The sequence below is a fragment of the Enterobacter sp. C3_dUdeg genome (assembly GCF_057536195.1).
Window position 1 is genome coordinate 738,441 of sequence record NZ_BAAKFX010000001.1, and the last position, 20,101, is coordinate 758,541.

Annotated in this window: 18 protein-coding genes; 11 read left to right on the plus strand and 7 right to left on the minus strand. The window is 55.4% G+C overall.

Annotation, left to right across the window (positions count from 1 at the left end; genetic code table 11):
- Positions 1-7 precede the first annotated feature (7 nt).
- The 6 genes from ycjR to AC27FC_RS03480 all read left to right on the plus strand — a co-directional run bounded on the left by ycjR (position 8) and on the right by AC27FC_RS03480 (position 6,871).
- A complete protein-coding gene (gene ycjR / locus AC27FC_RS03455; RefSeq protein ID WP_048979155.1) occupies positions 8-796 on the plus strand; it encodes a 3-dehydro-D-guloside 4-epimerase in 789 nt (262 codons plus the stop codon).
- Positions 797-807: 11 nt separating this feature from the next.
- Positions 808-1,866, plus strand: coding sequence for a D-glucoside 3-dehydrogenase (gene ycjS / locus AC27FC_RS03460; RefSeq protein WP_196354295.1), 1,059 nt, complete (start codon positions 808-810; stop codon positions 1,864-1,866).
- On the plus strand, positions 1,860-4,139 hold the full coding sequence (locus tag AC27FC_RS03465; protein WP_094935711.1) for a glycoside hydrolase family 65 protein: 2,280 nt from the start codon (positions 1,860-1,862) through the stop codon (positions 4,137-4,139). The genes ycjS and AC27FC_RS03465 overlap by 7 nt, the downstream gene beginning before the upstream one ends.
- Positions 4,129-4,794, plus strand: coding sequence for a beta-phosphoglucomutase (pgmB, locus tag AC27FC_RS03470; protein WP_094935710.1), 666 nt, complete (start codon positions 4,129-4,131; stop codon positions 4,792-4,794). The genes AC27FC_RS03465 and pgmB overlap by 11 nt, the downstream gene beginning before the upstream one ends.
- A gap of 13 nt (positions 4,795-4,807) precedes the next feature.
- Positions 4,808-5,890 (plus strand): ABC transporter ATP-binding protein, encoded by a 1,083-nt coding sequence (locus AC27FC_RS03475; protein WP_048979157.1) that lies wholly within the window; start codon positions 4,808-4,810, stop codon positions 5,888-5,890.
- A 66-nt stretch (positions 5,891-5,956) separates the two neighbouring features.
- Positions 5,957-6,871 carry an OmpG family monomeric porin gene (locus AC27FC_RS03480; protein WP_033145718.1) on the plus strand — a complete coding sequence of 305 codons (915 nt, stop codon included), beginning with the start codon at positions 5,957-5,959 and terminating at the stop codon, positions 6,869-6,871.
- 34 nt (positions 6,872-6,905) lie between these two features.
- On the opposite strand, the gene AC27FC_RS03485 is transcribed toward AC27FC_RS03480, so the two are convergent.
- The gene (locus tag AC27FC_RS03485) at positions 6,906-7,916 is read right to left on the minus strand and encodes a LacI family DNA-binding transcriptional regulator (RefSeq protein ID WP_096151379.1); all 1,011 of its coding nucleotides are present in this window, start codon (positions 7,914-7,916) and stop codon (positions 6,906-6,908) included.
- Between the two features lie 155 nt (positions 7,917-8,071).
- Between AC27FC_RS03485 and AC27FC_RS03490 the strand changes: the two genes are divergently transcribed.
- From AC27FC_RS03490 to tyrR, 3 genes are all read left to right on the plus strand, one after another.
- A complete protein-coding gene (locus tag AC27FC_RS03490) occupies positions 8,072-9,469 on the plus strand; it encodes a YcjX family GTP-binding protein (protein WP_196354296.1) in 1,398 nt (465 codons plus the stop codon).
- Positions 9,466-10,518, plus strand: coding sequence for a YcjF family protein (locus AC27FC_RS03495; protein WP_045400123.1), 1,053 nt, complete (start codon positions 9,466-9,468; stop codon positions 10,516-10,518). The genes AC27FC_RS03490 and AC27FC_RS03495 overlap by 4 nt, the downstream gene beginning before the upstream one ends.
- 112 nt (positions 10,519-10,630) lie before the next feature.
- Positions 10,631-12,172: a transcriptional regulator TyrR gene (gene tyrR / locus AC27FC_RS03500; protein ID WP_196354297.1), complete on the plus strand. Its 1,542-nt coding sequence runs from the start codon at positions 10,631-10,633 to the stop codon at positions 12,170-12,172.
- Positions 12,173-12,208: 36 nt separating this feature from the next.
- Here the strand turns inward: tyrR and AC27FC_RS03505 are convergent, their stop codons facing one another.
- Positions 12,209-13,417 (minus strand): aldose 1-epimerase family protein, encoded by a 1,209-nt coding sequence (locus AC27FC_RS03505; protein ID WP_196354298.1) that lies wholly within the window; start codon positions 13,415-13,417, stop codon positions 12,209-12,211.
- A gap of 275 nt (positions 13,418-13,692) precedes the next feature.
- Complete coding sequence (gene tpx / locus AC27FC_RS03510; RefSeq protein ID WP_023335907.1) at positions 13,693-14,199, minus strand: thiol peroxidase; 507 nt, start codon at positions 14,197-14,199, stop codon at positions 13,693-13,695.
- 107 nt (positions 14,200-14,306) lie between these two features.
- On the opposite strand from tpx, the gene ycjG reads away from it, so the two are divergent.
- Positions 14,307-15,272, plus strand: coding sequence for an L-Ala-D/L-Glu epimerase (gene ycjG, locus AC27FC_RS03515; RefSeq protein WP_087822713.1), 966 nt, complete (start codon positions 14,307-14,309; stop codon positions 15,270-15,272).
- Here the strand turns inward: ycjG and mpaA are convergent.
- Positions 15,263-15,976: a murein tripeptide amidase MpaA gene (gene mpaA / locus AC27FC_RS03520; protein ID WP_045889286.1), complete on the minus strand. Its 714-nt coding sequence runs from the start codon at positions 15,974-15,976 to the stop codon at positions 15,263-15,265. The genes ycjG and mpaA overlap by 10 nt on opposite strands.
- Before the next feature lie 185 nt (positions 15,977-16,161).
- On the opposite strand from mpaA, the gene AC27FC_RS03525 reads away from it, so the two are divergent.
- The gene (locus AC27FC_RS03525; RefSeq protein WP_232959978.1) at positions 16,162-17,778 is read left to right on the plus strand and encodes a peptide ABC transporter substrate-binding protein; all 1,617 of its coding nucleotides are present in this window, start codon (positions 16,162-16,164) and stop codon (positions 17,776-17,778) included.
- A 90-nt stretch (positions 17,779-17,868) separates the two neighbouring features.
- Here AC27FC_RS03525 and AC27FC_RS03530 read toward each other — a convergent pair whose 3' ends face one another.
- From AC27FC_RS03530 to AC27FC_RS03540, 3 genes are all read right to left on the minus strand, one after another.
- The gene (locus AC27FC_RS03530; protein WP_033145709.1) at positions 17,869-18,432 is read right to left on the minus strand and encodes a DJ-1/PfpI family protein; all 564 of its coding nucleotides are present in this window, start codon (positions 18,430-18,432) and stop codon (positions 17,869-17,871) included.
- Between the two features lie 217 nt (positions 18,433-18,649).
- Complete coding sequence (locus AC27FC_RS03535) at positions 18,650-18,790, minus strand: Ecr family regulatory small membrane protein (protein WP_021240268.1); 141 nt, start codon at positions 18,788-18,790, stop codon at positions 18,650-18,652.
- 74 nt (positions 18,791-18,864) lie between these two features.
- Positions 18,865-20,097: a sensor domain-containing diguanylate cyclase gene (locus AC27FC_RS03540; protein WP_196354300.1), complete on the minus strand. Its 1,233-nt coding sequence runs from the start codon at positions 20,095-20,097 to the stop codon at positions 18,865-18,867.
- Positions 20,098-20,101: the final 4 nt, after the last annotated feature.

Here is a 20,101-nt window from a genome sequence, read left to right on the forward strand (position 1 = left end):
GCAAAACATGAAAATCGCAACACAAAATCAGGCCTTTTTCCCGGTCAATATCAAGGAGAAATTCGAGTACATCAAAGCGATGGGTTTTGATGGCTACGAAATTGACGGCAAGCTGCTGGTGGAAAACCTCGCCGAGGTAAAAGCGGCGATTAAAGCCACCGGTCTGCCGGTGACGACGGCCTGCGGCGGATACGATGGCTGGATCGGCGACTTCATCGAAGAACGTCGTCTGAACGGGTTGAAGCAGATTGAACGTATCCTGGAAGCGCTGGCTGAAGTGGGCGGCAAGGGCATTATCGTGCCTGCTGCCTGGGGAATGTTTACCTTCCGTCTGCCGCCAATGACCTCTCCACGCAGCCTGGACGGTGACCGCAAAGCCGTAAGCGCCTCCCTGCGCTGGCTGGATGAGGTAGCGGCGCGCACCGGAACGACCGTCTATCTGGAGCCGCTGAACCGCTATCAGGATCACATGATCAACACCCTGGCTGACGCGCGTCGCTATATCGAAGAGAACGGCCTGAAGCACGTGCAGATCATCGGCGATTTCTATCATATGAACATCGAAGAAGACTCTCTGACGGATGCGCTGCATCAGCACCGCGATCTGCTGGGCCATGTGCACATCGCAGATAACCACCGCTACCAGCCGGGCAGCGGCAGCCTCGATTTTGCCAGCCTTTTCGATCGGCTGCGTGCTGATAACTACCGGGGTTACGTGGTGTATGAGTGCCGTGTTCGCGCCGAGGATCCGGCTCAGGCATACCGGGACTCGCTCACTTACTTGCGTAAATGCTAAGGATGACGAGCGTGATGAGTGCTTCTACACCTTCGCCTCTGCGCGTCGCCATCATTGGCGCCGGGCAGGTCGCGGATAAAGTGCATGCCTCGTATTACGCCACGCGCAGTGATGTTCAGATGGTGGCTGTCATGGACAGCCATCCTGAACAGGCTCGGGCGTTTGCGGAACGTCATGGTATTCCCTCGGTATGGCAGGATGCGCGAGAGATGCTCGAGGCGGTTAAGCCGGATGTGGTAAGCGTCTGTTCGCCTAACCGGTTCCATTTCGGGCACGTCATGGTCGCGCTGGAAGCAGGCTGCCACGTGATGTGTGAAAAACCGCCAGCTATGACGCCGCAGGAGGCAGATCGGATGCGCATGGCCGCGCGCAAGGCAGGAAAAGTGCTGGCGTATGATTTTCACCATCGTTTTGCTCTTGATACGCAACTGCTGCGTGAAGCTGTGATAAAGGGGGAACTGGGCGAAATTTATTACACCACGGCGCAGGCGCTACGCCGCTGCGGGGTTCCCGGCTGGGGCGTCTTTACCAACAAAACGCTTCAGGGCGGTGGGCCGCTGATTGATATCGGCATCCATATGCTCGATGCCGCGATGTACGTGCTGGGGTTCCCGGCGGTAAAAAAGGTGACGGCACACAGCTTCCAGAGGCTGGGAAATCGTAAAAGCAGCGGCCAGTTTGGCGAGTGGGATCCCACGCAGTTTACCGTTGAAGATGCCCTGTTTGGCACCATTGAATTTTGCAACGGCGGCATTCTGCGTCTGGACACGTCGTTTGCGCTCAATATCCGTGAACAATCCATCATGAACGTCGCATTCTGTGGTGAAAAGGCGGGCGCCATGCTGTTCCCGGCGCACATCTACAACGACGAAGCCGGTACTTTAGTCACCCTCACGCAGCGTGAAGAGGCTGACGATCGGCGTCATATGCGCAGTATGGATGCCTTCGTACGGCATGTGCAGGGAGAACCCGTCATGATCGCTGATGCGGAGCAGGGGCTGGTTATCCAGCAGCTCGTCGCCGCGCTGTATGAATCAGCAGAAACAGGGGAAAGCGTGACGTTATGCTAAACGTGTCTGTATTAACCGACCCGGACTTTTGTCCACACAGCCTGAATAAATACGCCTCCATCATGGCCTGCGGTAATGGCTACATGGGGATCCGGGCTGCGCACGAAGAAGATTACACCCAGCAAACCAGAGGCATGTATCTTGCGGGCCTCTATCATCGTGCTGGTCGCAACGAGACCACTGAGCTAATCAATCTGCCGGATATCATCGGTATTGATGTTGAGCTGGATAGCGTCAATTTCACGCTCCTGTCAGGCGAAATCCTCGAGTGGCGGCGCGAGCTGGCGTTTGCTAATGGCGAGCTTCGTCGCAGCGTCGTCTGGCGCTCGCCTGACGGGAAACGCTATCGTCTGGAGAGCCGTCGCTTTGTGTCGCTAGACCAGTTGCCCTTAGTGGCCATGCAGCTTTCGATTACACCGCTCGATGCCGCCACGCAGGCCGTGGTGCAAACCGGCATTGACGCAACGCAAACGAACAGCGGCAGACAGCATCTGGATGAAGTGTCGGTCAGAGTGTTCGACCAGCAATATATGCAGGGCGTATATGAAACGCAGGACCGCGCGTCTGAGATTGTTGTTTCAGCGTATTGTCAGCTCTCAGCGAAGAGCGACAGCTGTTTCACCGCCAAAAATCGTCGTCTCAGCGTTCATCATTCGCTGACGATTGCTAAGGGTGACACTGTCACGCTTGAAAAAATCGTCTGGGTGGCACATCGCAGCGATAAAGCACTGTCGCAGGCGTCTTTTGCCCGCAACGCGCTGGCCGATCTTAAGGTCTGTGCGGCAAGAGGCTACGACGCGTTGCTTGAGAGTTCGGCGTGTGCCTGGCAAGAGGTCTGGCGTAACGCTCGGGTGGAGGTGGACTCTACGGAACATCAGGATCAGATGGCGCTGGATTACGCCGTCTGGCATTTGACGACCATGACGCCAGCCCATGATGAGCGAAGCAGTATCGCCGCCAAAGGGCTGACGGGTGAGGGGTATAAAGGCCACGTCTTCTGGGATACCGAAATTTTCCTGCTGCCTTTCCATCTCTTCACCCGGCCCCAAATCGCCCGTAGCCTGCTGCGCTATCGTTGGCTCAACCTGGCCGGGGCGCGGGAAAAAGCCCGTCGCAACGGCTGGCCCGGCGCGTTGTTCCCATGGGAAAGCGCCGCCAGCGGGCTGGAAGAGACGCCGGAGTTCGCGGCTATCAACATCCGAACCGGTACGCGCCAGAAGGTGGCCTCCGCGCTGGCGGAACACCACATCGTGGCGGACATTGCCTGGGCCGTCGTCGCTTACTGGCAGGCGACGCACGATGATGCCTTTATGCGAAACGAAGGTCTGACGCTGCTGATGGAAACCGCCGCGTTCTGGATGGGCCGCGCGACGGAAATTAATGGTCGTCTCGAAATCCATGACGTTATCGGACCGGACGAATACACCGAGCATGTGAACAACAACGCGTATACCAACTATCTGGCCTGGCACAACGTCGCCTGCGCTCGCCAGTTTATGGCGATGTTTGGGCGCGAGGATGAAGGTTTTACGCAGAAAGCGACACGGTTCCTGACGTGCTTATGGCTGCCGGAGGCCAATTCAGACGGTGTGATCCCGCAGGATGATACCTTCATGGCCAAACCGGCCATCGATCTCAGCTGCTACAAAGCCAAAGCGGGTAAGCAGACCATTCTGCTCGATTATTCCCGCGCGGAAGTCAACGACATGCAGATCCTTAAGCAGGCTGATGTGGTGATGCTTACCTACCTGTTGCCGGAGCGGTTTACCCCGCAGCAGTGTGCCGCCAATCTGGCGTTCTATGAGCCCCGCACGATCCATGACTCTTCGCTGAGCAAGGCCATTCACGGCATTGTGACTGCCCGCTGTGGTGACGTCGAAGGTGCCTACGCCTTCTGGCGCGATGGCGTCGCCATCGATCTTGGGGACGACCCGCACAGCTGCGATGACGGAATTCACGCCGCTGCGACCGGCGCTATCTGGTCCGGCGTCATTCAGGGCTTTGCCGGTATGCAGATAGTGGATGGGGAGCTGCATCTTTCCCCCAGGTTGCCGGCCCACTGGCGAAGACTGGCATTCCCGCTGCGCTGGCGAAATGCAACGCTGCACTTCACCTGTGAAAACGAGGTGTTAACCATTGAAGCTTCGGCACCTTCCATGCTGACGCTGTGGGACAAGACGCTACACGTATCGGGGCGGACAGTTTGCGCTTATAAGGATTTTCTTGCACCTGTTAATGGGACCGCTACCAAGGAGAGGCGCCATGACGCTTAAGGCGGTTGTATTCGATCTGGACGGTGTGATCACCGATACCGCACACCTCCATTTTCTGGCCTGGCGTGCAGTGGCGGATGAAATCGGCATCACCTTCGACGAAGTATTTAACGAACAGCTGAAGGGCATTAGCCGCATGGATTCCCTGCAGCGCATCCTGAAGCATGGCGGGAAAGAGGAGATGTTCAGCCATGAGCAGTGCCTCGCGCTGGCGACGAAAAAGAACGCGCTCTATGTCCAGTCTCTGGCGTCGCTGACGGAGGATTCACTGCTTCCCGGTATTCGCGACGTGCTGGCGGATATCCGTGCGGCGAAGGTCAAAATTGGGCTCGCCTCCGTTTCCCTGAATGCCCCGGGGATCCTGCACGCGCTGGGCATTCATCAGGCCTTCGATTTTTGTGCCGATGCTTCCCGTATTCGCCGTTCAAAGCCAGACCCGGAGATCTTCCTTGCTGCCTGTGCAGGCCTGAATGTGCGTCCTGACGCGGCTATAGGTATCGAAGATGCACCTGCAGGCGTTGAGGCGATCAACGCGGCGGGAATGCTATCGGTTGGGATTGGATCTGGCCTGAACCATGCGGGTTTACAACTTCATTCAACGCGGGAACTGACCTGGAAATGCCTGACCGAGTTTTGGGCATCCCGGACGTATTGATAAGGAATTAACAATGGCTCAACTGTCCCTGAAACACATTCAGAAAATCTATGATAACCAGGTCCACGTGGTTAAGGATTTCAGTCTCGAAATCGAAGACAAGGAGTTCATCGTCTTCGTCGGGCCTTCGGGCTGCGGGAAATCCACGACGCTGCGCATGATTGCCGGTCTGGAGGAGATCAGCGCGGGTGAACTGATTATTGACGGGGTGTGCATGAATGACGTGCCCGCCAAGTCTCGCGATATCGCGATGGTGTTCCAGAACTATGCGCTTTATCCGCATATGACGGTCTACGACAACATGGCGTTCGGCCTCAAGATGCAAAAAATTGCGCCTGTGGTTATCGACGAGCGCGTTAACTGGGCGGCACAGATCCTCGGATTACGCGAGTACCTCAAGCGTAAACCGGGCGCGCTGTCCGGCGGTCAGCGACAGCGCGTGGCGTTGGGCAGGGCGATCGTGCGCGAAGCGGGTGTGTTCCTGATGGATGAACCGCTTTCCAACCTTGATGCCAAGCTTCGCGTGCAGATGCGGGCTGAAATCAGCAAGCTGCACCAGAAGCTCAACACCACGATGATTTACGTGACCCACGACCAGACGGAAGCCATGACGATGGCGACCCGCATCGTGATCTTAAAAGACGGCATTATTCAGCAGGTCGGCGCTCCGAAGCAGGTATACAACGAACCGGCAAATATGTTTGTTGCTGGGTTTATTGGATCGCCAGCCATGAACTTTATTCGCGGTGCTATCGACGATCGCTATTTCGTCACGGAAACGCTGCGTCTGGCGATCCCGGAAGACAAGCTCGCTTCACTGAATGCCGCAGGGTATCAGCGCAAAGCGGTGGTATTTGGGATCCGCCCGGAAGATATTCTCACTTTGCAGAGCAGTGGTAATAATATCGCGGCGAAAGTCAGCGTAGCCGAACTGACCGGCGCGGAATTCATGCTTTACGCCACCGTTGGCGGTCATGAGCTGGTGGTTCGCGCTGGCGCGGCGAATGATTATGCCGCAGGGGATAATATCAACATCCAGTTCGATATGAATAAGTGCCATTTCTTCGACGCTGAAACCGAAGCGGCTATTAGATAAGAAAGGTGTTCGCCGGAAATGAAAATTTCCGGTTTTTTTGTTTGTTACTTATAAAGGGAAAATTAAATGAGTACTCTACTAAGAAGTGCTGCGCTCGTTCTGTGCGCAGGAGTTAGCTGTGCACAAGCATCAGAAGCAGCTAAACAGTGGGAATTTAATATTGGCGCAATGTATGAAATCGAAAACGTTGAGGGGCAGGGCGACGATAAAGATGGATTATATGAACCTTCCGTGTGGTTTAATGCAACCTGGGATGCGTGGACTATTTCGCTGGCGATGTATCAGGAGGGGCCGGTTGATTACAGCAGTATGACCCGTGGAACCTATTTCGATCGTCCTGAATTTCAATTACGCTATCGCTTTATCGGAACCGATAATTTCACCTTCGGTCTGACCGGCGGCTTCCGTAATTATGGTTATCACTTTAAAGATGAGCACGGTGCCAAAGACGGCAGCGCTAATATGCAGCGCTACAAAGTTCAGCCTGACTGGGATATTAAATTAACCGATGACTGGCGTTTTGGCGGCTGGTTTGCCATGTATCAGTTTGCTAACGATCTGCAAAAAACCGGCTATGCCGACAGCCGCGTTGAAACCGAAACGGGCTTTACCTGGACCATTAACGAAACCTTTGCGGCTAAAGTGAATTATTATTTAGAGCGCGGCTTCAATATGGACAGTTCCCGTAATAACGGCGAGTTTTCTACTCAGGAAATTCGTGCCTATCTGCCCATTTTGTTAGGCCAGACCACCTTAACGCCTTATACCCGCCTGGGGCTCGATCGCTGGTCGAACTGGGACTGGCAGGACGATCCTGAGCGTGAAGGACACGATTTCAACCGACTCGGTCTCCTCTACGCTTACGATTTCAACAATGGTTTATCCATGACGCTGGAATACGCCTATGAGTGGGAAAACCACGATGAAGGCGAGAGCGACCGCTTCCACTATGCGGGGGTTGGCGTAAACTACGCGTTCTGACCGACTGCACGCCAGGGGCAATACGCCCCTGGTTTTAGCGAAGGGAAGCAGCCAACAAAAAGTGGGTATCAACCAGCACTTTTTGCGGGGCGGGCTGACCCGCAATACGCCTGAAAAGAAGATCGCAGCTCTCTTCCCCCAGCTTTCGGGTGGGGATATCAAAGCCGCCAGGCGAGGGCGTTAAAATGAGAGACAGCATCGGGTCACTGTATCCGGCTATCACCACCTGCTCCGGGATCATCAGGTTCAACTCATCCGCCGCGCGATAGAGGCTAAGTAACTTCATGCTGTCGGTAGCGAATACCGCATCAGGCGGCGTGGGTGAAGACAACAATTCCAGCGCTGCCGTAAGCGCACTCTCATGGGTATAACCGCCATCCCTGATCCAGTCCGGGTTAAGGGCAATATGGTGCTTTTCCAGACTGGCTTTATAGCCCGCAAGGCGATCGATCGAAACATGATAATCAAGCGGGGCATGCAGACAGGCAATTTTACGGCGTCCGTTTTTAATAAAGGTTTCGGTCAGCGTGGCGCTGTCATGGAAATTATCCGTGTCGACGGAATAGATATTTTGATACTCACCTTCCACTTTACCGATAACCACTACCGGTACGCCATACGCATCCAGCGTGGTGAAAAAGGATTCATTTGCCGGTGAGCTCAGCATAATGATCCCTTTGATCATCTTCTGTTTTATTTTACTCACGCATTTCAGCAAATCATCTTCGCTGCTTTTTGACGTTTGTAAAATAACGTCAAATCCTTCTTCTTCCGCTTTTGCCGTAATGGCATGCAGGACATCGGAGAAAAAAGGATTACCGGCAGTGGTTTTGGTTGAACGGGTCGAAATAACCATAATGGCATCGAAGCCTGAAGAGGTCAGGGCGCGGGCCAGTTTGTTGGGCTGATAATTTAATTCGTCAATCGCCTTCAGCACTTTTTCACGCGCTTCGGGAGAAATATTCGTTTGTTTATTCAGAACGCGGGAAACGGTTGATTTCGATACGCCCGCAACCCGTGCGATATCATAGATGGTGGGTGACATACACCTTACTCACTCCGGACTGACAGCAATGCCGTTCATCTTACTGGAGAGAAAACGGGAATAGCAATAAATAAGAATTGATAATCAACGATCTGCCCCCATTTATTGTATTCTGAAGCCATGCATTCAAGGCTTCCAGGCAACGAAGGACGGCGATGAAGCGACTTAAAAACGAAATCAATTCACTGGTGAACCGTGGCGTTGACCGTCATCTGCGTCTGGCCGTGACGGGGCTGAGCCGCAGCGGTAAGACGGCGTTTATCACCGCGATGGTGAACCAGCTCCTGAACCTGCACGCCGGGGCGCGTCTGCCGCTGCTCAGCGCGGTGCGGGAAGAACGCCTGCTGGGCGTGAAGCGCGTTCCTCAGCGTGATTTTGGGATTCCACGTTTTACCTATGACGAAGGGCTGGCGCAGCTCTATGGCGATCCGCCCATGTGGCCGACGCCGACGCGAGGGGTGAGTGAAATTCGCCTCGCGCTGCGCTTTCGCTCGAATGAATCCCTGATGCGCCACTTCAAGGATACTTCTACGCTGTACCTTGAAATCGTCGATTACCCCGGTGAATGGTTGCTCGACCTGCCGATGCTGGCGCAGGATTACCTCAGCTGGTCCCGCCAGATGACGGGCTTGTTACAGGGGCAGCGCGCCGGGTGGTCGGCCAAATGGCGACAGCTGTGCGAAGGCCTGGACCCGCTTGCGCCGGCCGATGAAAACCGTCTGGCGGCCATTGCCGAATCCTGGACGGCGTATCTGCACCAGTGCAAACAGGAAGGGTTGCACTTCATTCAGCCGGGTCGCTTTGTCCTGCCGGGTGATTTAGCGGGCGCGCCTGCGCTTCAGTTCTTCCCCTGGCCGGACGTGGACGGGGTGGGCGAGTCGAAGCTGGCGCAGGCCGACAGGCACACTAACGCCGGGATGCTGCGCGAGCGTTACAATTACTACTGTGAAAAAGTGGTCAAGGGATTCTATAAAAACCATTTCTTGCGATTTGACCGTCAGATTGTGCTGGTGGATTGTCTGCAGCCGCTCAACAGCGGGCCGCAGGCCTTCCACGATATGCGCCTGGCGCTGACGCAGCTGATGCAAAGTTTTCACTACGGGCAGCGGACGCTGTTTCGCCGTCTGTTCTCACCGGTGATCGATAAACTGCTCTTTGCGGCCACCAAGTCCGATCACGTCACGGTCGACCAGCATGCCAATATGGTATCGCTGCTGCAGCAGCTGGTGCAGGACGCCTGGCAAAACGCCGCCTTCGAAGGGATCGGCATGGATTGCCTTGGGCTTGCGTCCGTGCAGGCAACGCAAAGCGGGCTGATTGATCTTAACGGCGAGAAAATACCGGCATTACGCGGGAACCGGCTCAGCGACGGTGAACCGCTTACCGTCTATCCGGGCGAAGTGCCTGCGCGGCTGCCGGGCCAGGCCTTCTGGCAGAACCAGGGCTTCCAGTTTGAAGCCTTCCGCCCGCAGGCAATGAGCGTCGATCGGCCATTACCACACATCCGTCTGGATGCGGCGCTGGAGTTTTTGATTGGAGATAAATTGCGATGACGGAACCGTTAAAACCGCGCATAGACTTTACCGGAACGCTTGAGCAGGATCCTCAGGAGGCGTTTAAAACCGCGCAGACGTTCAGCGGCACGCAGGCTGATAACTTTGCTCCGGCCCTGACAGAGGAGCCCGGCGTTGAGGAAGGTCCTGCAGAGGCGGTTGTGGAAGCCGCTCTGCGTCCAAAACGCAGCCTGTGGCGCAGGATGGTCACCGCCGGTCTGGCGCTGTTTGGCGTAAGCGTGGTTGGGCAGGGCGTGCAGTGGACGATGAATGCCTGGCAAACTCAGGACTGGGTCGCGCTGGGCGGATGTGCCGCGGGCGCGCTGATTGTGGGGGCGGGCATCGGGTCGGTTGCCACCGAGTGGCGGCGGCTCTGGCGTTTGCGCCAGCGCGCCCACGAGCGTGATGAGGCGCGGGATCTGCTCCACAGTCACGGCACCGGTAAAGGCCGCGCGTTCTGTGAAAAGCTGGCCAGCCAGGCCGGAATCGATCAGTCGCATCCGGCGCTTCAGCGCTGGTATGCCGCCATCCATGAAACCCAGAATGACCGGGAAGTGGTGACGCTCTACTCCCATATGGTTCAGCCGGTGCTGGATGCCCAGGCGCGACGCGAGATCAGCCGTTCTGCGGCGGAATCCACCCTGATGATTGCCGTCAGCCCGCTGGCGCTGGTCGATATGGCCTTTATCGCCTGGCGTAACCTGCGCCTGATCAACCGTATCGCGAACCTTTACGGCATAGAGCTGGGTTACTACAGTCGACTCCGGCTGTTCAAGCTGGTCCTGCTCAATATCGCGTTTGCCGGGGCGAGTGAACTGGTGCGCGAAGTCGGAATGGACTGGATGTCGCAGGATCTGGCGGCGCGTCTTTCCGCTCGTGCCGCGCAGGGTATCGGCGCGGGATTATTGACCGCGCGTTTGGGGATTAAAGCGATGGAAGTCTGCCGTCCGCTGCCGTGGATTGATGGCGATAAGCCCCGGCTGGGGGATTTCAGGCGCGAGCTGATCGGCCAGCTCAAAGAGACGCTCAATAAAAAACCGGCTCCGTGAGGTTTTGTTCACTTATCGTGCTGGCTGTCAATATTTGTTGACAGCCATCTTCCCGATCACCGTGTTCTGGCATATCATTTTACTGTTATTGGCTTAAAACGGTGAATTTCCCATGCGTCTTGAAGTCTTCTGTGAAGACCGTCTCGGTCTGACCCGCGAGTTACTCGATCTTCTTGTTTTACGTAGCATTGATTTACGTGGCATTGAGATCGATCCTGTCGGGCGAATTTACCTCAATTTTGCCGAAATTGAATTTAATACCTTCAGCAGCCTGATGGCGGAAATCCGCCGTATCGCTGGCGTTACGGATGTACGCACCATTCCCTGGATGCCCTCTGAACGTGAGCACCTGGCGCTGAGCGCGCTGCTGGAAGCGATGCCTGAGCCGTTCCTCTCCCTGGATTTGAAAAGCAAAGTTGAGCGCGTTAACCACGCGAGCTGCCAGCTTTTCGCGCAGAGTCAGGAGAAGCTCAGCAATCATAACGCCGCGCTGCTGATCCCCGGCTTTAACTTCCAGCGCTGGCTGGACAGCAATCCGCAGAACACGCTTAGCGAGCATGTGGTGATTAACGGGCAGAATTTCCTGATGGAGATCACGCCGGTCTATCTGAAAGCGGAAGGGAATACCCGCGTGTTGACCGGGGCGGTGATCATGCTGCGCTCGACGTTACGCATGGGTCGCCAGCTGCAAAACCTCTCCAGTCAGGATGTCGGCGCGTTCAGCCAGATTATTGCCGTCAGCCCGAAAATGCGCCATGTGGTTGACCAGGCGCGCAAGCTTGCAAGCCTGACCGCGCCGCTGCTGATTACCGGGGATACCGGCACCGGGAAAGACCTGCTGGCTCATGCGGTGCATCTGGCGAGCCCGCGTGCGGCTAAGCCTTATCTGGCACTTAACTGCGCCTCTATTCCGGAAGATGCCGTTGAAAGCGAGCTGTTTGGCCACGCGCCGGAAGGCAAGAAGGGGTTCTTCGAGCAGGCTAACGGTGGCTCCGTGCTGCTGGACGAAATCGGCGAAATGTCGCCGCGCATGCAGGCTAAGCTGCTGCGTTTCCTGAACGACGGAACCTTCCGCCGCGTCGGTGAGGATCACGAAGTGCATGTGGACGTGCGCGTCATTTGCGCCACCCAGAAAAACCTGGTGGAACTGGTGCAAAAGGGGATCTTCCGCGAGGATCTCTATTACCGCCTCAACGTCCTGACGCTGAATATTCCCCCGCTGCGCGATTGTCCGCAGGACATCATGCCGCTCACGGAGCTGTTCGTCGCCCGCTTTGCCGACGAGCAGGGGGTGCCGCGTCCGAAGCTGTCTGCCGATCTCGGCACGGTGCTGATGCGCTACGGCTGGCCGGGCAACATTCGCCAGCTCAAAAACGCCGTTTATCGTGCGCTGACCCAGCTGGAAGGCTATGAACTGCGTCCGCAGGATATTCTGTTGCCTGATTACGACGCGGGGACGGTATCGGTTGGCGAAGAGGCGATGGAAGGTTCGCTGGACGATATCACCAGCCGTTTTGAGCGTTCAGTGCTGACGCAGCTGTACCGCAGCTATCCCAGCACCCGCAAGCTGGCAAAACGCCTTGGCGTCTCGCATACCGCGATCGCCAACAAGCTGCGTGAGTATGGGTTGAATCATAAGAAAGGCGACGAATAACAAAAAGCCTCTGTAAAGAGGCTTTTTACTTTGCATTTATTCCTTCGCCATCGGCGTGTTAACGATTTCTGTTTTTGTCTCTCCCTGAATCGATGCAATCCTGTTTTCGACCTCTTTCACCTGCTGCGGGCTGTGCAGCAGGGTATAGGTCAGGTCAAACTGCGCGCTGGCACCGGGCTGCAGCTGCTTAACCCGCTTCTGCTCGCGTTCAATCGTAACGGGGTAGGCGTAGCTGGTGCCTGGCTCAATGCCCGTGACGTAGCCCTGCTTCAGCGTATCGGTGTTCTTCCATAAGGTCAGCACGGGCAGCTGGCGGGTATCAAACTGGATTGACGCGCCTTTATCTCCGGCTTTATTGACCACCGCCGCAAGCGTTTCGTGGTTATTGTCCGAGAGCGGTTTAATGTTAAAGACCATCTCATCAAAGCCTTTTGTCGGCCCGGCATAGGTTTGCCAGTCGTTAACCCCCGCTTTGGCGTAGTCATTGAATGGGCTCACGCTTGCCGCCGGCGCAAGGAAACGGGCGCCTTCTTCGAGGATCGGCGTGCCGAAGTTGCTGTGATAGATGATTTGGTAATCGTGAGGGTAATCCGCATGGTTGGTCAGAACATCGTGCAGGCTGAACTGGTTAGTTCCGGGAACGTAGCGCAGTTCGGTCAAGGTTTGCAGATCCGATTTTTTAAACGTGCTCTCTTTGATCAAACCCCGAACGCGGATTTCATGCGGGGCGGCATCGGCGATTTCAACCTCGACCTGCGAAACGGGGGTATTACCGGCCCTGCCGTGCAGGGTGTAAATTTGCCCGTCAGCGGTAACCGGGTGTCCTGTCCACTCATAGCCACAGCGCACCATCATCTCGTTGAAACCATCCAGCCAGCCGAGACCGTTGCGGCTCTCAAGATTGATATATGCCGGATTAACGACCTCTTTAACGGGCGAATTCCACCCCAGTCGGGTGCCAAAGCCTTCTACATGCAGAAGGTTCATCCCGCGGGTCGGGCTCAGGGTGATGGTGAGGCCATCTTTGCTGCTAATAATGATGACTTTGCTGCCTTCCTGTTTACCACCGTGTAAGACTTTTTGCTCAATGCTGAACGTTTGGTCTTTAACTTTCAGCTCATCACTGGAAATCTTCCAGTTTCCTTTCTCTACGCTGCTTTCAGCGCTTGTCAGCACCCAGGTTTTGGCCGCTGCATGGCCAGAAATCAGTACCGCAAGGAGCGTAAAAGCGAATTTAATCTTCATATTTTATCCTTTTTGCTGAAACGATTATTTTCTTTCGTAAGCAAATCTAATGTTTAGGCAAAAAGGGAAATGTGATGTGCTTCACTGCGGTCGAAAATAGAGAATTTTAACGATTATTATGCGTTATCGATCACGTTAATGTTACTTGTCGACGTTTTTATTGCATGACTAATGTGATTTGTGCGCATTTATGCTTTAACGATTCAGCTTTATTATAATAAAAAACCCCGCCGCGGCGAGGTTGAGAATAAGTTGTATAGAATGCTAAGTACTTATTATGCTTTCAGCACGTCCAGCGCGGCAGTGTAGTCCGGCTCGGTGGTGATTTCGTTAACCAGTTCGCTGAAGACAACGGTGTCGTTTTCATCCAGAACCAGTACGGCACGAGCCGCCAGACCTTTCAGTGGGCCTTCCGCGATGCTGACGCCGTATTTCTCGAGGAAATCTGCGCTGCGCAGGGTGGAGAGGGTAATAACGTTGCTCAGGCCTTCGGCACCGCAGAAACGGGACTGGGCAAACGGCAGGTCAGCAGAAATGCACAGCACAACGGTGTTGTCCATTTCAGTCGCCAGCTGGTTGAATTTACGCACGGACGCGGCACAAACGCCGGTATCAATGCTTGGGAAAATGTTCAGTACTTTGCGTTTACCCGCAAACTGAGCCAGTGTGACGTCAGACAGATCTTTAGCCACCAGAGTAAAAGCCTGCGCTTTGCTGCCAGCCTGCGGAATGGAACCTGCAACAGCAACCGGGTTGCCCTGGAAATGAACGAGTTGTGACATAGATATCTTCCTGTTTACATATAGTTAACGTCGGGGCTAGTGTATGCCATCAGCGGATAACACGGCAAACCAAATTTTTCGCCTTTCCGGGCCGCAAGGAGTCAGTGATGAGAAGCGTTAAGGTCTATGAAGAAGCCTGGCCATTGCATACCCCGTTTGTGATCTCCCGCGGCAGTCGAAGTGAAGCCAGCGTGGTCGTGGTTGAAATTGAAGAAGAGGGGGTTAAAGGCGTTGGGGAATGTACGCCTTACCCGCGCTATGGAGAAAGTCCTGCGTCGGTGATGGCGCATATCATGACCCTGGTGCCTGACCTGCAAAAAGGGCTCACGCGCGAGGCGTTACAGCAGCGTTTACCCGCCGGGGCTGCGCGCAACGCCATCGACTGTGCGCTCTGGAGCCTTGAGGCCGCCAGGCAGCAACAATCGCTGACGTCCTTGCTGGGGGTGGCGCTGCCGGAGTCCGTCGTGACGGCGCAAACGGTCGTGATTGGTGAGCCGGAGCAGATGGCTGCCAGCGCAAAAGCGCTCTATGACGCAGGGGCCACGCTGTTAAAAGTGAAGCTCGACGATCGCCTGATCAGCGAGCGGATGGTCGCCATTCGCTCGGCGGTTCCCTCGGCCACGCTGATTGTTGACGCCAACGAGTCGTGGCATCCCGAGGGGCTTGCCGCGCGATGCCAGCTGCTGGCTGACCTGGGCGTGGCGATGCTGGAACAGCCTCTGCCAGCGAAGGATGATGCGGCGCTGAAGAATTTTATCCATCCGCTGCCCGTCTGTGCGGATGAAAGCTGTCATACCCGCGAGAATTTGAGCGCGCTTAAGGGCAGCTATGAGATGGTCAATATCAAGCTCGACAAGACCGGCGGGCTGACAGAAGCGCTGGCCCTGGCGGCGGAAGCGCAGGCGCAGGGCTTTTCCCTGATGCTGGGATGCATGCTCTGCACATCCCGGGCGATCGGCGCGGCGCTGCCGCTGGTCAATCAGGTCCGTTTCGCCGATCTGGACGGCCCGACGTGGCTGGCGGTTGACGTTTCGCCGGCGCTTAATTTTACCAGCGGCGTGCTTCATCTTTGAGGCTGCCAGCGCAGTAGCTCCATCATCGCGTTTAAGTATTTTTCGCTGGCTTCGTCGGAGGAAATTGGCGGAAATTCAGCGGTGATGCAGGGCAGGCTCAAATCGGCGCACCAGCTACCGAACGATCCGGGTGTTTCATAGCCGACGCTGGTGACGAGCGGCAGGGCGAAAGCCTGCGCCAGCCACGCGCCCAGTTCGGAGTGACGCGGATCTTCAATGCAGGCCAGCGGATCGTGGAAGGAGACAACCCAGGCGGGGTGGATCTTATGGATAAGCTGGCACAGCGCCTGCGTTTCCGGCTCCGAGCCAGGCTTGTCTCCCGTCAGCAGCACCACGTCCCGCTCCTCGGCGGAGCTGTTCCAGCGATAAACCGTTTCTCCGGCGCGCCAGTTTGCCGCCGGGAAATTACGGTTCAGGTCAACGCCCCTCGCATTCGCCCGTAATCCAAGCTGACAGCCGTCCGGATTGACGGCAAGAATTACGTGGTGACGTCTCAATGAAGGCGTCAGCGTCCGCAGCGCGCAGGAAAGCGTGACGATGGACGAGTTCTCATCTCCGTGCGTGCCGGCAATGATCAAACCGCTGCTGCGATCGGCATCGGGCGCCGGGAACCAGATCAGCGATGCGCCTAAAAATGAGCGGCCATATTGCTCAGCGCCCGGCGGAAAGGCCCCGCGTTCCGCTCGTGGTCGGGTGATTGCCATACGAAATCCTGATAAAGAAGTCTCTACTGGCAGTGTTGTGCAAAACCCGCTGTTAATCAAATAGTTTCCGTAACGCTTGAGAATTGCCTTAAATCACTATTCAGGCGTAAGGTATTTGCATTTCTCTGTTTCGAAACAAATAATTACGCATCTGCTTGTTACCTGAATTCATCAAAGGGGATCTTATGAAGCATCCTGTTTCGCGTCTTTGCGCTGCACTGTACCTGTGCGGACTCTCTACACTCTCGTACGCTGCTGATGTGCCTCAGGGCATGGTACTGGCGCAAAAACAGGAGCTGGTCAGGCATATTAAAGACGAGCCGGCTTCGCTCGATCCGGCAAAAGCGGTAGGATTACCCGAGATTCAGGTGATTCGCGATCTTTTCGAAGGGCTGGTGAATCAGAACGAGAAAGGGGAGCTGACCCCCGGCGTGGCGACGCGCTGGCAGAGCAACGATAACCGTATCTGGACGTTCACCCTGCGCGATAACGCCAAATGGTCTGACGGTACGCCCGTCACCGCGCAGGATTTTGTCTACAGCTGGCAGCGTCTGGTTGACCCGAAAACCACGTCTCCGTTTGCCTGGTTTGCGGCGCTGGCGGGCATCAATAACGCGCAGGCCATTATCGATGGCAAAGCGGCGCCAGATACCCTGGGCGTGACGGCGGTGGATGCCAGAACCTTACGCGTCCAGCTGGACAAACCGCTCCCGTGGTTTAGCAACCTGACGGCAAACTTCGCCTTCTATCCGGTGCAAAAAGCGAACGTTGAAAGCGGGAAAGAGTGGACGCGTCCGGGCGCTCTGGTGGGTAACGGCGCGTACGTCCTGAACGACCGCGTGGTGAATGAAAAACTGGTTGTCGTGCCGAATACGCACTACTGGGACAACGCGAAAACTGTCCTGCAAAAAGTGACCTTCATTCCGATTAATCAGGAATCGTCCGCCACTAAGCGCTATCTGGCGGGGGATATTGATATCACCGAATCGTTCCCGAAAAACATGTATCAGAAGCTCCTGAAGGACATTCCGGGACAGGTGTATACGCCGCCTCAGCTTGGGACCTATTACTACGCATTTAACACGCAAAAGGGCCCGACGGCCGATGCCCGGGTGCGTCTTGCGCTGAGCATGACTATCGATCGCCGCATTATGGCGGAAAAGGTATTAGGTACAGGCGAGAAGCCGGCCTGGCATTTCACCCCTGACGTGACGGCGGGCTTCACCCCTGAGCCTTCACCGTTCGAGCAGATGTCCCAGCAGGAGCTGAACGCTCAGGCGAAAACGTTGCTCCAGGCCGCAGGTTACGGCCCGCAGCGTCCGCTGAAGTTGACCCTTCTGTACAACACCTCGGAAAACCATCAGAAAATCGCCATTGCGGTGGCGTCCATGTGGAAGAAAAATCTCGGTGTGGACGTCAAACTGCAAAACCAGGAGTGGAAAACCTATATCGACAGCCGTAATACCGGCAATTTTGACGTGATCCGCGCGTCATGGGTAGGCGATTACAATGAGCCGTCGACCTTCCTGTCCCTGCTGACCTCCACCCACAGCGGCAATATCTCGCGTTTCAATGAGCCGGCCTACGATAAAATTATCCACCAGGCGACGCTGGAAACTACGGCGAAAGCGCGTAATACGGACTACAACATGGCGGAGAAAATCCTCCTGGAGAAAGCGCCCATCGCGCCCATTTACCAGTACACCAATGGTCGCCTGATTAAGCCCTGGGTGAAAGGCTACCCCATCAATAACCCGGAAGACGTGGCGTATAGCCGGACGATGTTTATCGAGAAGCACTGATGTTTTATGAGGCCTGGCGCATTCTCGCGCCAGGTCTGCAAAACGCGGTACCGCTTCATTCGCTATGCGTGGCCCGATACCTGGTCTCTGTTATTCTAACAGCGCATTAAACTTCGCCAGCCACTGCGGATGCGCGGGCCAGGCGGGAGCCGTCACCAGGTTACCGTCTACATGGGCCTGGTCGATGCCGATAGCGGCGTAGTGTCCGCCGCTGAGACGGACCTCAGGCGCACAGGCCGGGTAGGCGCTGCAGGTTCGTCCTTTCAGGATGCCCGCGGCAGCAAGCAGCTGTGGTCCATGGCACACCGCAGCAATCGGCTTACGCGCGGCGTCAAATGCCTGTACCAGCTTTAAGACGTCCTCATTTAATCGCAGATACTCGGGCGCTCTCCCGCCGGGGATGAGCAGCGCGTCGTAGTCCTGCTCCTTTACGGCTGAAAAATCGGCGTTGAGGGTAAAGCGGTGACCGGGCTTTTCGCTGTAGGTCTGGGCGCCGTCAAAGTCATGGATTGCCGTCATGATGTAATCGCCCTTCGGTTTGTCGGGGCAGACCGCATCCACCTGATGACCAATCATCTGCAACGCCTGAAAAGGCACCATGGTTTCGTAATCTTCGGCGTAATCGCCAACCAGCATCAGGATCTTCTTGCTCATCTTTCCTCACCTCTATCAATAAAGATGATTAAGATATAGCCTGGCGTGGCTGAATTGCCGGAAATAAAAAAGCCCGTCAGAGCACGGGCAACATAAGCAAATGAATAAGTGATTCGTTATCAACGTTGTTGGAGGATAACGCCGCGTATTTTACGCGGCTGTAAGGGAAGCTAATACCTGACATATTCGGTAGGTGAAACAAGCGATTAAACGTGCGTTACGGTGCGTCGAAGGTCGGGTAAAGGCTATTTTCCAGAAACTCGACGAGATACCAGATCTCACCGCTAAAAATAAACCAGAAGCCAAATATAATAAGGAGTAAAATAATTAAGGTGAGTATTATTTCTGTTTTTCCCATTGCGGCTTTTACCCACCTGACGCTAATTGATTCGAGGTGGGCATTGTAGCGGGGCTTTTCCGGATACTCCAGTTTCATGCCGCAAGGACTTTATTGCGTCCGTCATTTTTAGCGCGATACAGCGCATCGTCCACACGCTTAAACAGCTCGTCAATACTCTCACCCTGATTGTGCCGCGCCACGCCGATGCTGACGGTAAACCGCGGCAGGCCTGGAATCGTAATGCGGGCAACGGCTGCACGGACTGATTCGGCAATCTGCATCGCAGTGTCGAGAGAGGTGCGCGGCAGCAGGATAACGAACTCTTCGCCACCCCAGCGGAACACCATATCGCCCTCCCGACTACAGGCTTCCAGCGTCCGGGAAAGGGCGATAAGCACCTCATCGCCTTTCAGATGGCCGAACAGGTCATTAATGTTTTTGAAATGGTCGGTATCCACCAGCAGCAGGCTAAATTGCTGCTGCGAGGGAAGTTTATTCAGATTGCTTTGATCGGTAATCGCGTAGAACTGGCGCCGGTTGAGTAACCCCGTCATGGAGTCACGTAACGCCGCATGTTCCAGCTCCTGCTCCAGCCTTTTTTGCTCGGTGATATCGTGGATGATGCACAGCATCAGCTTGTCACCGTAGATCTCAATGGGCCCGGCATACGTCTGAACGTGGCGGGTGGATCCATCGGCAAGGCGGTGAACAAAATTGAGCGGCTTATGACCACCGGGCAGCGCGGCAATCGCAGTCATAATGGGCATCACATCTCGCCCCAGCGTATTGATTTCCCAGGTATGCTTACTGCACATGTCATCATGGGAATAACCATAAAAATTGAGCGCGGCCAGATTCGCATCGACGATTTGACCGTCGCGGGCCGGATCGATTAACAGCATCGGGGCGCTGTTGGTCAGAAAAAAGCGCGCATAAAAACCCTGTTTTTTCCGCCGGTAGGTAGCGGAACGGCTGGCCTTCAATCCTGAGAGTATTTGTTGGGAGATGCCCTCGAAAACAATCACATCGCCCCAGGGCGCGTAGTGGGCAAGCGAGAGACGACAGCTTAACGGCGTATCCTGTCCATCCCGGTTCGTTGTCCAGATTTCGACGATCTCCTGCTCTGTTTTCAGTTCAGATACATACATCGACAGGACGGTTTGCGCACTGGCTGAATAGATCCCTTTGCGCAGGTCATCGAGCGTTTTATCTCCCATGATCTGCGTTGCGGCCACATTCGCAAAAATGATCTTTTCCAACACGGGTGAAACGAGCCACACGGGTGTTTTAATTACATTCAACGCATCAAAACAAGGTTGCGACATAGGC